13 protein-coding genes and 1 pseudogene are annotated in these 14143 nt (G+C 34.6%); 7 read left to right on the top strand and 7 right to left on the bottom strand.

The features are described 5' to 3' along the window. Positions 1 to 220 precede the first annotated feature (220 nt). The 4 genes from DW931_RS00065 to DW931_RS00055 all read right to left on the bottom strand — a co-directional run bounded on the left by DW931_RS00065 (position 221) and on the right by DW931_RS00055 (position 3212). A complete protein-coding gene (locus DW931_RS00065) occupies positions 221 to 1882 on the bottom strand; it encodes a recombinase family protein (RefSeq protein WP_118482199.1) in 1662 nt (553 codons plus the stop codon). Positions 1883 to 1929: 47 nt separating this feature from the next. Further along, on the bottom strand, positions 1930 to 2103 hold the full coding sequence (locus DW931_RS16015; RefSeq protein ID WP_207664436.1) for a hypothetical protein: 174 nt from the start codon (positions 2101 to 2103) through the stop codon (positions 1930 to 1932). A 436-nt stretch (positions 2104 to 2539) separates the two neighbouring features. Further along, a complete protein-coding gene (locus tag DW931_RS00060) occupies positions 2540 to 2788 on the bottom strand; it encodes a helix-turn-helix domain-containing protein (RefSeq protein WP_002593582.1) in 249 nt (82 codons plus the stop codon). Next, entirely contained in the window at positions 2772 to 3212 is a 441-nt protein-coding gene (locus tag DW931_RS00055; protein ID WP_002593581.1) for a sigma-70 family RNA polymerase sigma factor, read from the bottom strand. Before DW931_RS00055 ends, DW931_RS00060 begins: the two co-directional genes overlap by 17 nt. Before the next feature lie 525 nt (positions 3213 to 3737). Here DW931_RS00055 and DW931_RS00050 point away from each other — a divergent pair. Continuing rightward, complete coding sequence (locus DW931_RS00050) at positions 3738 to 4088, top strand: helix-turn-helix transcriptional regulator (protein WP_002593580.1); 351 nt, start codon at positions 3738 to 3740, stop codon at positions 4086 to 4088. A gap of 94 nt (positions 4089 to 4182) precedes the next feature. On the opposite strand, the gene DW931_RS00045 is transcribed toward DW931_RS00050, so the two are convergent. Next, the gene (locus DW931_RS00045) at positions 4183 to 4518 is read right to left on the bottom strand and encodes a hypothetical protein (protein ID WP_002593579.1); all 336 of its coding nucleotides are present in this window, start codon (positions 4516 to 4518) and stop codon (positions 4183 to 4185) included. Positions 4519 to 4688: 170 nt separating this feature from the next. Here DW931_RS00045 and DW931_RS00040 point away from each other — a divergent pair, with 170 nt between their 5' ends. Next, positions 4689 to 4946: a helix-turn-helix transcriptional regulator gene (locus DW931_RS00040; RefSeq protein WP_038292320.1), complete on the top strand. Its 258-nt coding sequence runs from the start codon at positions 4689 to 4691 to the stop codon at positions 4944 to 4946. A gap of 20 nt (positions 4947 to 4966) precedes the next feature. On the opposite strand, the gene DW931_RS00035 is transcribed toward DW931_RS00040, so the two are convergent. After that, a complete protein-coding gene (locus tag DW931_RS00035; RefSeq protein ID WP_002593578.1) occupies positions 4967 to 5398 on the bottom strand; it encodes a winged helix-turn-helix domain-containing protein in 432 nt (143 codons plus the stop codon). A 150-nt stretch (positions 5399 to 5548) separates the two neighbouring features. Here DW931_RS00035 and DW931_RS00030 point away from each other — a divergent pair, with 150 nt between their 5' ends. Then, positions 5549 to 5935 (top strand): BlaI/MecI/CopY family transcriptional regulator, encoded by a 387-nt coding sequence (locus DW931_RS00030; RefSeq protein WP_002593577.1) that lies wholly within the window; start codon positions 5549 to 5551, stop codon positions 5933 to 5935. A gap of 1 nt (position 5936) precedes the next feature. Next, positions 5937 to 7733: a BlaR1 family beta-lactam sensor/signal transducer gene (locus tag DW931_RS00025; protein ID WP_002593576.1), complete on the top strand. Its 1797-nt coding sequence runs from the start codon at positions 5937 to 5939 to the stop codon at positions 7731 to 7733. Positions 7734 to 8426: 693 nt separating this feature from the next. Here the strand turns inward: DW931_RS00025 and DW931_RS00020 are convergent. Continuing rightward, positions 8427 to 9668: an IS256 family transposase gene (locus DW931_RS00020; RefSeq protein ID WP_066548922.1), complete on the bottom strand. Its 1242-nt coding sequence runs from the start codon at positions 9666 to 9668 to the stop codon at positions 8427 to 8429. 80 nt (positions 9669 to 9748) lie between these two features. On the opposite strand from DW931_RS00020, the pseudogene DW931_RS00015 reads away from it, so the two are divergent. The 3 genes and pseudogenes from DW931_RS00015 to bla all read left to right on the top strand — a co-directional run. After that, positions 9749 to 9922: pseudogene (locus DW931_RS00015) on the top strand (BlaI/MecI/CopY family transcriptional regulator); the annotation flags it as partial. Between the two features lies 1 nt (position 9923). Continuing rightward, entirely contained in the window at positions 9924 to 11720 is a 1797-nt protein-coding gene (locus DW931_RS00010; protein ID WP_002575561.1) for a BlaR1 family beta-lactam sensor/signal transducer, read from the top strand. 1357 nt (positions 11721 to 13077) lie between these two features. Beyond that, positions 13078 to 13971 (top strand): class A beta-lactamase, encoded by an 894-nt coding sequence (gene bla / locus DW931_RS00005; protein ID WP_002575559.1) that lies wholly within the window; start codon positions 13078 to 13080, stop codon positions 13969 to 13971. Positions 13972 to 14143: the final 172 nt, after the last annotated feature.

Below are 14143 nucleotides of genomic sequence, written 5' to 3'. Positions count from 1 at the left end.
CCTTATATTCTTACACTTTTTATTATAGCATTCAAAATATACCATGTCCACAAAAAGTTTCCATCATCCATTTTGTTACTGTCCACACATGCGTGAACGGTAACTCCATTTTTTCATAAACAGCCGCAGGTTATTTATACAAAAGAACCCCCTTACTTTCGTAAGGGAGTCCTTATCTACTCATTTATTTTATTCAAGGTTTTCCTTAAATGATTATTTCTCAGCGATTGCAGCCTGTGCTGCCATTGCCAGTTGTAGGACTCTCGATCAGGCTAACTGTTGGATCATTTTTTCGACCCTCGACCTGTAATTTCAAGTCATCATCGACTATATTCAATTTCCATACAAAACAGTCTGGATATACGATTATTTCCTTTACAAAAGCATCTATCACTTCTTCAGGTATGCTATGTGTTGAGAAATTAAAATTCTGTTCCAACCCATACTTTAATACCTGTAAGCGTTGATCATATTCTTCATCCGAAACTTCTTCGTCTATCTGATATGACTGTAGCATTTTCTGCCACTTTTCTTTTTCCTCAAACAAGCTCTTTTTCTTCTCGTCGAATTTTGCTTTGTCGATTTCCCCTGCCATTCTCATATCAACCAGATTATCGAATTTCTTATCTATAATCGCAATCTTTCGCTGCGTTTCTTCTATCTCACTTTGAAAATCAATATCCCTATCATCTTTAAAGTGTTCTTCCAGCATTTCATTTGCGATTTCTATAATTCCATTTCTGTCTTGCCAAAACTTCTGAAAGATTATATCTGCCATTGCCCCCAATTTCCATCCCGGAACCATCGGTGTATCACAGATACCTTCTAAATCAAGTCCTTTCTTTTTTCGAGTGGCAATACTTCCAGTTCTCACCTGTGAATAGCATTGATAACAATACTGTGGAATGCCATTTACTCTGCGCCAAACCCGCCTATTCATAGATGCTCCACAATAGCATTTCAACTTTCTGCACCAAACATCATTGGCTTTATGCTTTCCCCTGCGTCCTCTATTATTAACAGAAAATGATTTAGAATCAAGCATTTTTCTTACTTTTTCAAATTCTTCTTTAGTAACAATAGGCTCATGTGAACCTTCTACTGCAATTTGCTCTACTTCTCCCCAATTCTTAACCTTCTTTTGCTCCAGATAATCCGGAACGTATTCTTTCCTATATAATATAATTCCACAATAAAATGGATTATTCAATATCCTACTTATATAAGATGAATACCAATGTGTCAATCCAGTTGAAGTCTTTCTCCCTGCCGCTTCGAGTGCGAATTGAATTTTTCGCATTCCCATACCATCTAAATACATATCATAAATCATGCGAACAGTTTTGGCTTGCTCTTCGTTAATGATAAAATCTTTTCCTACTTTATCATACCCCAAAATATTTCCATTTCCATATATAACACCATTTTGGAAGGAAATCTTCTGCCCCGCCTTTACTCGAACTGATGTTTTTTTACTCTCGTTCTGAGCAAGTGTTGCCATAATAGTCAATCGAAGCTCGCCATCCTCATCATTCATTGTCCAAATATTGTCTTCAGTAAAATATACTTCTACACCATATTTTTTCAACGTTCTTGTCTGTTGTAACGTATCAACAGTATTTCTGGCAAAACGAGAAACCTCTCTGGTAACAATGAGATCAAATGCTCCATTTTTAGCATCTTCCATCATTTCGAGGAAACTCTGTCTTTTATTAACGGATGTTCCAGTAATACCTTCATCAATGTATCTCTTGTATAATTTCCATTCAGGATGATATTGGAATAAATTATCGTAATACTGCACTTGGTTTTCCAAAGCTGATATTTGTGCTTCATGCTCAGTAGACACTCGTGCATATATTGCAACTAATCTCTCCTTCATCGTATTCTCCTCTTTTATTTTTCCTACATTGTTTCTACGTTTTTATATTAACATAGATAGTCCCTATTTTCAAGCGAAACTTTCTTCTCTGTGTCACTTCTGATATTTCTAAAAACAAACTCAGATATTTTTCCCTGATTATATAGGCTTTTAACAAGTGCTAACGCAATAATTCGCTCCATATCATTCTTTTGCTTTATATTTCTTTTTTCTTTGTTCACCATAAACTCCTTTCACTTATTATGCACCTTATCTGCCAATGACAACCCACACCCCATTGCAGGCTCTCATCGGCAGATAAAAATGCAATACAGGTGGCAGGTCATTACTCTGCCCACATCGGTCTTGCACCGTCATTCAAATTGACCGGACTGCAAATCTCTTTACAATCCGGAAGTATCATTATTACAGATATGCTTCATCGCCCTGTGTTACTGCCACACATTTTGTCAGATTTTTCTCGCTCCATACCTTTGCTTCAATGTCATGTTTCAACACTTCTTCGCGTTCACCCTTAAAAGAGCAGGTACATCTTTGCGAACCTACCTAGTGGCTCGGCATATCCTCACGTCCTGTATGCAAAAATATTCAGTTGTCAAGGTACAACGCTGCATCATTTCCAATCAATGAATAGAAAGGGAACTTTCTGATCGGATGCTATGCAACTTCAAAAGCCAATATTTTTGTAATCAGCTTGGTTTCCAGTCTGCGACGCAGCGTTTCATCAATGCAGTAATGCACCTGTCCACTTTCGTCATACAACTTTCTGGTAGACAATTTGATTATGTATCCCTCATAGTGCTTTAACACTGCATTGATAGCGCTTACATCACCCTCTGATGCTGCCTTTATAATATGGAAAGGCAACAAATTTTCCTCATTTCTGCTTTTATACATCTTTTTCATCTGCTATTCCTTCCATAATCTTCTTCAAAATTTCAAGTGAGCGTGTCCTGTGTTCATGAATGGTACTGCGAACCAGATTCATTTCTCTTGCAATATCCGCATCGCTCATTTCCATAAAATACGAAAGTAAAATGACATTCCTTTTTCTTTCTGTAAGTTCCTTCAAAGCTTCAGCAATCAGGGTATTTTTTACTTCAATGTCATAGCCATGCACTTCAAAATGATGATATTCTGTTCCATACTCATCCATAGTAAATAATTTGCTCAACTCCTTTTCCGACAGTTCAGAGAATGCAACTTCGTGTTTCCTGCGATAGTCCATGTGTTTGTAATAATTTACAGCTTCGCCTTTTAATGCCATCTGGCATAACCGATCAAATTGGTGCCGGATAGTCATTTCATCTTTAGAAGAAGGTTGCCCCATACGAGTTCACCTCCTCCCGTTCCGAATGCCAAGGCTTTTGCCTTTTTTCCCTTCCGGAGTATCTCCCAAATGAAACCGGGGAGATGTTCGGGTGGATTGAAAAAATTTTAGAAAAATTTTTCTGTATATAAAAAACGCCCTTATGGGCACATACCCACAGGACGCTATTTATATCTGATATTAAATTTTCTCCACATTTTACGAGTGTATATAATGCACTTTCAATTGTAGAATTTGCCACATTACTTAAAATGTGACCTATTTACCTATCCTTCCACGCAATAGGCAGGATAATATTTTCCAAATACAAAAATATCCTTTCAACGGTTCAGAATCCATAACTCTCCCAAACACATTCAAAGGATAAAAACATGAGAAAAAACCTTTGAATACTGCGTTTTTTTATATGCAATATCCAAAGTTACTTATTTTATTCAAGTGCATTATATCCCTCTGATATAGTGCGTTATTAGTTCATTTTCTTTTTAAATGGTGAACTATACACTATATACGGAGGTGCATGACATGGCTAAATCTAAGAAAATTGATAAAGACATGGGTTTTCGCCTGAAGAAAGCCAGATTAGACCAAAAGCTGACTTATGATGAATTATCCGAAAAATCCGGTGTTTCATCAAGATATATCAAAGAGATCGAAAATCATGGTAATGTTCCAAGCCTTGAAAAACTCGGTCAGCTCATTCGAGCTTTACACATCTCTGCTGATCCGTTCTTTTATCCGGCAGCTCCAACTGATAATCTGGATTACCAAAGACTGTTGGTTTATCTTTCAGAATGTACAAACGATCAGATAACCACCATTCTTGCACTGGTAGAAGCCTATCTTCGTACATATAAGACCCATGAAACAGAATAGCAGAAAGATTTCGATTTTTTCTGGATTATTTCTGAATTATTCTGAAGAAAAACAGGGTGGTCAGCTTCCTGGTAAGCCATCCACCCTGTTTGAACTATTCTTTGATATGCATAAGCACTTCTTTCACTTTGTTTCTTTCCTTTAAAATCCCCAGTCCGTCAAATATCTGCATTACATCTACCATCCCCTGATAGTAGGCTCTTTGTTCTTCTTGAAAATGAGCGTGATCCACTATATCCATATAATTTTCGAAAAATTCTCTGTGCTCTGCAGAAAGCTCAGCCAACACCGTTTCATATTCCCGATTCGCCTTTTTCAATGCTTTATCTGCATTTTCCGATTCGTTTGTGTGAACAGAATACTCTCGTTCTTCTGCTTCGCTTCTAAGTTCCTCCAATACCTCTGCTACTGTTTCAAATACTTCGTTCATTTTGTATCCACCTTTCCATATAAGTATTGCATTTTGCAGTCAGTATTATCAATCCCAAGATTACATCAAATAAATTTATTTTCTTATACTTCATCTTTAGAAGTATATTATCAACATTATTCCGTAAAATCAATCATGTAGCACTTCATCTTTAGAAAGTTGGTATTTGAATGAAGATTTACTGGAATAAAGAAAAAAATTCCAAAAACCTTATTGGACAACGTGTAAAAGAATTACGAACCGAAAAGCACATATCACAAAAAGCATTAGCTGAACAACTCCAGCTTGCCGGATATGAATTTAGTGATTTGACTGTATTACGCATTGAACAAGGGACACGCTTTGTACCGGATTATGAAGTAGTGGCTCTGGCAGAATTTTTTCATGTATCTTGTGAATATCTCTTGGGTGTTAAAAAAGAAAAATAAGCAGTGATCTGGACTATAACTTACAGACCACTGCTTAAATTTTTATTGAAGCGATACCCTACTCCCCATACAGTCTGTATGTAAATCGGTTTACTTGGATTATCTTCTATTTTTCCACGCAGGTTGCGGATATGGCTCATGACAATATTATAATCACCAAAATATGGCTCTTTCCAAACAATATTATATATTTTCTCCTTGCTAAATACCATTCCAGCATTTTGCGCTAACAGTAAAAGAATTTCAAATTCCGTAAAAGTAAATTCTATTTCTTTGTTTCCTTTTACCGCCAACCGTCTTTCAGCATTTATTGTTAATCCCTGAAATTCTAAGCATTTTTTTATGTTCTTATTTTCACATATTTTCATTTGCTTATTTTCTAATATGCTTAATATCTCGCTAATAACATCATCTTCACTATTTTCAAATGACAACAGCAACATTTTCCCCATAACTTTCCACCTCCTCAAATCTTACTTATGTAATAGTTCAATTATTACACAAGTAAGATTTACAGTCAACTATTTTTCCAAAATTGACATTTCAACAAATACAGAATATACTATTTTTATTACAGGCGTAAGATTTAAGGAGTGATTTACATGAAGAATTTACCACAAATTTCGGAAGCAGAATTTGAAGTTATGAAAATTGTATGGAAATATGCCCCCATTAACACCAATGAAATAACAGAAAAATTACTACAAACAACAAACTGGAGTCCCAAAACTATCCAAACGCTCATTAAGCGTCTTGTGACCAAGGGTGTTCTCACTTATGAAAAACAAAGTCGTGTTTTTGTTTACACACCGTTAGTAAAAGAGTGTGAATATATTAGTCAAGAAAGTAATTCTTTCTTGAATCGCTACTATAATGGTGACATTACCTCTATGCTATCTGCATACATAGAAAACGATAAACTGTCTGAAACAGAAATTGAAACACTTCGCTCCCTTCTTTCCAAGAGTTCCAAAAAAGGAGGCGATTAACATGGCTAATTTCATGATACGCTTTTTATTATGCAATGTATTTATCAGCGGTATCGTTGGAATTCTTTTGATAGCCAAATGGGTATTCAGAAACAACTTGTCCAGCCGGATGCAGTATAATCTATGGTTGCTGTTACTCGGACTTTTAGCAGTGCCTTTTATCCCCTTCCGTCTAATTAGTTTTCCGCAAATTTTCTCATGGCTCAGTAGCGTAAGAAACTCTTCCGCTTCTCATGCCGATGTTGGTGCAAATAATGTTATGGATACCGTTTTATCTGGTACTACAAATTGGATGAATGACTTTGCCCTTTCTGTAAATAAAGACACGCCATCCGTTACCGGATATATTTTATTAGGTATATGGATTGTGGGAATGCTTGCGATGATGATATTGGTAATCAAATCTTCTCTTCGTTTACGCATAATAAAGAGATCTGCGCTCCCCCTTCAGAACCCAGAGGTTCGCAGACTGTATAACAAATGCTTGAATGAGATGAAAATAACAAGGAATATTCCTGTGTACAGTACCGCTTTTTTGAAATCACCTATTATCGTAGGATTTTTGAAGCCATGTATTTATCTGCCAATTCATTTAATCTCAGATTATCATGAATCTGATATGAGATATATGCTATTGCATGAACTGCAACACTACAGACATAAGGATGCCATTGCCAATTATCTTATGAACTTTGCCGGAGTGCTTTATTGGTTTAACCCCTTTGTCTGGTTTGCGCTAAGAGAAATGCGTAATGACAGAGAAGTTGCCTGTGACACTTCTGTTCTGAAAATGCTGGAAGAAGACGATTATGAGAATTATGGAAATACGCTGATTAACTTTATAGAAAAGGTCTCCATTTCTCCTTTTCCGTTTGCTGCCAGCCTTAGCGGAAACATGAAACAAATAAAGCGTCGCATTATCAACATCGCTTCTTATGAGAAACCAACGTTTTACAAGAAGTTAAAAGGCATGACTGCTTTTATACTGACCACAGTTCTAATAATGGGACTTACACCTTTTATTTCTACATATGCAGCGGACGAAAGTCACTACCAATGGAAATCTTCCTCAGAAAATATTTCATATGTAGATTTTTCTAAATACTTTGGAAAATACGAAGGAAGCTTTGTTTTATACGATCTGGGAAATGATGCCTGGAGCATACATGATATAGAACATGCTACGCTACGAGTTGCGCCGGATTCCACTTACAAGATATATGATGCTTTATTTGGATTGGAAGAAGGTGTCATTACACCAGAAGATTCCTTTATTGCATGGAATGGAGAAAGCTATCCGTTTGAAGCATGGAACGCTGATCAGACCTTGCAGTCTGCTATGGCTTCATCTGTGAACTGGTACTTCCAATCAGTGGACGAACAACTTGGTACTACTTCCGTTTACGATTATATCAAGAAAATCGGATATGGAAATAAGAACATGAGCGGCGATTTCTCCACCTATTGGATGGAATCTTCCTTGGAAATTTCCCCGGTAGAACAGGTCGAACTTTTAACTAAGCTGCAAAATAACAGTTTAAGCTTTGCCCCTGAAAACATCAATGCAGTAAAAGATTCCATATGCATTTCTTCTTCCGATGCCGGATCATTCTACGGAAAAACTGGAACCGGACGAGTAAACGGACAAGATGTGAATGGTTGGTTTATAGGCTATATCGAAACTGCAGATAATACATACTTTTTTGCTACCAACATTGGTGCTGACAGCAATGCTACCGGAAGCAACGCTACTGAAATAACCATGTCTATTTTGTCTGACATGAATATATGGAAATAAAAAAATCGGGTAAAGGTCATAGTCGTATAATCCTTTGCCCGTTTTTTTTATTTTCACTTTATGCATAAAAGCGTTTCAACTATCCAGTTCTATACGTCAAGAATTAGATTTATTATTGATGTATTCTACAATTTCTCCAATAAAAAAAGATATCAATGTCCCAATTGAAACAAACAAACTATCTCTATCACCTAATGATTCAATGAAGATTGAAAATGTAAACGTAAAGTTACTATACATATAATCATAAAAAACGTATTTCAGAGAACCTATCAAGAGCATCAACCCGAAAGAAATTAATGCATATATTAGACACAGCAAAAAGCTAATGTCAATGCTGCGTTTGACAATGATTTTTCCCATAAAAAAACCTAAAATAAAAACCCCAATATCAATATATGTATATATAATTAAAAAGCCCAAATAGGCTAAGGCAGCATTATATTTGGGAAATAAATAAAAACAAAGAAAATAAGCTAAAGCCACACATACAAAATATACTAAAAATGGAGAATACGTTCTAACAAACTTTCGAGAGTATGAGAAAATCTCTGTAAATAAGATTCTTCTATGATAATTAAGAGCGATAAGCTTGTGAATCAGGCTTGTCGTTCTTGTTTTATATATAACAGTTGCTTACGGGCATGTCAAGAGCAGGCGGTTTCCCGCCTGTCTTCTTAACCCTTCTTTTGCTTACTCGGGTAAGCGTCCCTCGTACATAATGCTCAGTTCTCCATAAACCTGAGCCCAATCACGGATGGTGGTAGTCCATTTTTTCGTAGCCTCAAAAGTAGCCAGATACAAGGCCTTTAACAGGGCGGTATCGCTTGGAAATACGCTTCTCTGACGGTTCAGCTTCCGGTATGTGGAGTTCAGTGATTCGATCGCATTGGTTGTATAAATGACCTTCCGGACAGTGGTTGAAAATTTAAAAATTGGAGAAACAGCATCCCAGTTGTCTTTCCAGCGTTTCATGGAATTCGGGTATTTCGGAGTCCATTTTTCAGTTACACGTTCCAAGGTAGCCAGAGCCTTCTGCTCATCAGCGGCCTGATAGATGGTTTTTAAATCTGCAGCAAAGGCTTTTCTGTCCTTGTCCGGAACGTATTTCAGGGTGTTTCTTACCTGATGGACAATACACCTCTGGTATTCTGTTTTGGGAAACGCAGCTGAAATCGCTTCTTTAATGCCTGTAAGGCCATCGGCACAGATGATCAGGATATCTTTTACTCCGCGATTTTTCAGTTCGTTCAGGACTGACAGCCAGTATTTCGCACTTTCATTGTCACCAATCGTAATCGTCAGGACTTCCTTTTTCCCCTCCGCATTAATGCCAAGAATAACATAGGCTGCAAGCTTACGAATGACTCCATTATCCCGCACAGAATAGTGGATCGCATCGATGTAAAGGATTGGATATACCTCATCCAATGGGCGGTTCTGCCAATCTTCAATCTGAGGAAGTATCTTATCCGTCACATCGGATATGAAACTTTCTGATGTTTCAAAACCATAGATATCTTCAATCGTTTCCGAGATCTGGCGAGTGGTCATTCCTTTGGCATACATAGAGATGATCTTCTGATCAATATCAGAAATATCTTTCTGACGCTTTTTCACCACCTGTGGTTCAAAGGTCGATTTCCGATCCTGTGGGACCTCGATTTCCATAGAGCCATATCGACTGTTTACCTGCTTGCGTTTATAACCGTTACGATAATCGTCATTGTCAGAACGCTGGGATTTCTCATATCCAAGATGGTCATCCATTTCAGCCTCCATCATTTCTTTAATGGTGCCGCCCAGAAGATCTTTGAGTGCATCCTGGATATCTTCTGCGGTCTCGATATCGTATTCTTCGAGAAGCTGGCGGATGATGTTCCTTTTTCCTTCAGTCATTTCAACTCTGTGAACTGGTTTCTTTTGTTTTGCCATAGTAAAAGGCCCTCCTAATGATATTTATTGTATCATAGAAGGACCTTACTTAGGTTATTTTACAGAAAAAGTTTCACAGGCTCAACGAATCAGAATATATTCAACAAAAACGTCATTCTTTTTTAAATCGTTATTATAATGGTAAAATAACAGCTATGATATCCTCTTATCTCGAAGATGATGCATTACCTACAACAGAAATAGAGGAACTCCGTTCCATTCTCACAAAAATGTCACAAAAAGGAGGAAAGTAATATGAGTGATTTTATGATACGCTTTCTCATTTGTAATTTATGGATTAGCTGTATCATTGGAATCCTTTTAGTAGTTAAAAAATTATTCAAAAAAATTTTAACTAGCCGTATGCAATATAATTTATGGTTCTTATTATTTATATTGTTGTTAATCCCTTTTGTACCATCAAAGCCAACAAAATTTTTTTCCATATTTGCGTTATTTAGTAACATTCCACAATCAGAATTACCAAATAATGATATTGTATCACATACAACCAATGAAACAATTTTTGAAAATAATATGAATTGGATGAATGACTTTACACTTTCTATCACTCAAGATACATCATCAATATTTGGATTGATTTTAGGAGCTGTTTGGATTATAGGTGTACTAACAATGATTATTTTGGTTACAAAATCAGTTTTACGCTTACATATGTTAAAAAAATCCGCTCTATCTTTGCAAAATGTTGAAGTACGAAAAATTTATTATAGTTGTTTAGATGAGATGAATTTAAAAAAGGATATCCCCATTTACAGTACTGCTTTTTTAAAATCTCCCATCATCGTTGGTATTTGGAAACCATGCATTTATTTGCCGATACATTTGATTTCTGATTATAATACTTCTGATTTACGATATATGTTGCTACACGAGTTACAACATTACAAATATAGGGATAATATTACTAACTATTTTATGATTCTTATTAGAATTATTTATTGGTTTAATCCTATTGTATTGGTTGCGCTAAAAGAAATGTGTCATGATAGGGAAATTGCTTGTGATAGTTCTGTATTAAAAATGCTTGAATATAAGGACTATATTAACTATGGAAATACATTGATTAATTTTGCTGAAAAAATTTCTACCACTCCATTTCCATTTGTAGCTGGACTTGGCGGAAATATGAAGCAAATTAAACGCCGTATTCTTAACATTGCTTCTTATGAAAATCCTACCTATTGGAAACGAATAAAAGGATTGATTGCTTTTTTAATGACAGCTATTTTACTTTTTGGTTGCTCTCCTATGTTGTCCACATATGCATCGGAGGAATGCTATACTTGGGATACTTCCTCAAAAAAGATTACGCTTGTAGATCTCTCATCATATTTTGATGGGTACAAAGGAAGTTTTGTGCTTTACGATTTACAGAAAGATAATTGGAATATATACGATATAGAACAGGCAACTATACGAATATCTCCCAACTCTACTTATAAAATATATGATGCTCTATTTGCTTTAGAAGAAAATATTATTACTTCAGAAAATTCTTTTATTTCCTGTCCTCAACAGAATTATCCATTTGAATCATGGAATGAAGACCAAACTCTGTTTTCTGCAATGAATTCTTCTGTTACTTGGTATTTTCAAGCTTTGGATGCAAAGTTAGGTAAATCTAATTTGCAATCTTATATTGAACAAATTGGATATGGAAATCAAAACATAAATGGAGAACTTTCTTCATATTGGATGGAATCCTCCTTAAAAATCTCTCCTATAGAACAGGTAGAACTTTTAACGTCATTATACTTTAATGATTTTGGATTTACGCCAGAAAACATTCAAACTACAAAAGAAAGTATCCAGCTATTTTCAGATGTTAATTGCACAATTTATGGTAAAACTGGTACTGGATGTATTGAAGAAAAAAATGTAAACGGTTGGTTTATAGGTTTCGTGGAATCTAAAAATCATACATATTTTTTTGCAACAAATATTCAAGCTATAGATAATGCAACTGGCAGTATTGCATCTGAAATTACACTTTCTATATTATCTGATATGAATATTTATAAATTATAAAAGTAACAATCATATAGATAGGAAAAAACAACATAACTCAATCAGTTTAGTTCAACACAATTCTTTAAATTGATAAAAGGATGGTACACAAAAAGATAAACTACCCATATTGTGTGGACAGCATATAAAAAACATTCTTGTTAAGATAATAATATTTGAGTTAAAAACAGGAGTGGCAATGCCACTCCTGTTTTTAACTGGACATACTTATGGTTATAAAAAATGACTAACAGATATAAAATATCCTGTTATATATACATATAAGAAATATCTATTACCCATTTTCTGTGTCAGCAACTTTCTATCCATATTTCTTCATAAATTGCATGATTGTTTTCGAAAATCATAATATCCACAGCAAGATACCTAAAAGAAATGATACATCATTGATAATGTATCGCATACTCTGTGTCTGTATATAACCTCATATTGCACCTGTACTCTCACATCCGTTCTTCTAATCGCAGAAAATTCCGTAAAAGTTCATTTTTCATCTTCAGGCACTCAATTTCTTACTGATATTCTCTGATACTAGCTGGTTCTGTCTGTTTTTTAGGACGTCCTCTGTATTTTAGCAGAAGCCCAGCAATAAGACGAGTCTATTCCCGATTATAGTAATTGATTCAGTTTTCAATTTGTCGAATCTCTAATTAAAAGTATTTTACAAGCTTACGGATTGGTTTTTCCTACTTTACACATAGCAATCAGCTTTGGTTCAATTATTTGATATGCGTGTATTTACTTTTTGCTATAACAAAACCTGCTCATATAATCAAGTGTTTTTTGTTGAAACCACAGGCTCCTTATGTGATTCTATTATTTTAAATAAGGGGGCTTTTTGTCATTGTCCGTTTTTATTGGTTCAGTTCACTTTTTATGCTCAGATACAATAGGAAAAATTATTTTAAATTTTGCTTGACTTTTAAATATTACTATTGTAATATTTAAAGCGTGCTTCACACAATAGACTTATTGCTATATTTTCTCAACTAAAATTTTATATTGACAAATACATATAGAATTCATTTTATTTATAAAGAGAGGTGACAAAACATTTTCAAAATCTTAATACAAATATGTTGAGAAAAGATAAACTATGTTGGATTATAGTTCGTAAGCACAACTAAAATGAATGGTTTACTAAATTTAACCTAAATAAAGAATTATATATTGTGACAAATACAACTCTCATATCCTTTAAAATGTAAATACTACTATTTTATTATGGATTTGCAATGAAAAACTTGAAAGGTGGAGATAATATATTACAAATGCATAAGTTAACTATATGAAATGATATAAATGCTTCAAAAATTCAAAATTCTATGTATAATCTATATTTTAGGAGGATAAAGTTATGAAACACAACAAAATTACCATAAGTATTTTAATGATCTTTGTCATATTATTATCTGTTGGATGTAGTAATAATCAAGAAAACATTTCTGATGGCAATGAAAATGTTAATGCAGATTATGATTTTCTATTTCAAGAACTGGAAGAAAAATATGATGCTACATTAGGAATTTATGCACTTGATACAGAAACTAATAAAGAAATTTCTTATAATGCAGATGAAAGATTTGCATACTGTTCAACATATAAAGCTTTAGCTGCCGGTGCCATTTTAGAAAAATACTCTATTGAAGAACTTGATAATGTAATATATTTTGAAGAAGAAGATGTTTTATCTTATGCACCAGTTGCAAAAGATAAAGTAGATACTGGAATGACTATTAGAGAAATATGTGATGCTGCAGTTAGACAAAGCGATAATACTGCTGGAAATCTACAATTTACTCTTCTTGATGGACCTAATGGTTTTAAACAATCATTAAGTAAAATTGGTGATACTGTAAGTGAGCCTTCTAGAATAGAAACTGAATTGAATGATGCTGTACCTGGCGATATAAGAGATACTAGTACTCCTAAACAATTGGCTTTAAATTTAAAAGAATATGCAACTGGAGATATATTGTCAGATGATAAAAAAGAGATTTTTATAGATTGGATGTCAAATAATGCAACTGGTGATGAATTAATTCGCGCTGGTGTACCAAGTGATTGGATTGTGGCAGATAAAAGTGGTGCTGGTTCTTACGGAACACGAAATGATATCGCTATTGTAACACCCCCAAATAAAAAACCTATATTTGTAGCTGTACTTTCAAAAAAAGCAGAACAAGATGCAGAATATGACAATAAACTGATAGCAGATGCCACAAAAATCATCTTTGATTTAATATCATAAAAATTGATTCACTCAAAAATAAATTAATATACCAAAATACAATTACAAAAGTTTTATCTTAGAAACTCTCAAAAAGAACCATAGATAAGATTCTTCTATGACGATATAGGTGAACAGACTGTAGACAAAGCCCTGCTTTTGCAGGGTTTTGCTATTGTTGGAACCGCTTTTC

The sequence above is a fragment of the Clostridium sp. AM43-3BH genome, assembly GCF_003479985.1.
Classification (GTDB): Bacteria; Bacillota; Clostridia; order Lachnospirales; family Lachnospiraceae; genus Otoolea; species Otoolea fessa.
The sequence above is the reverse complement of the archived record's forward strand: the minus strand, read 5'-3'. Positions and strand labels throughout refer to the sequence as shown.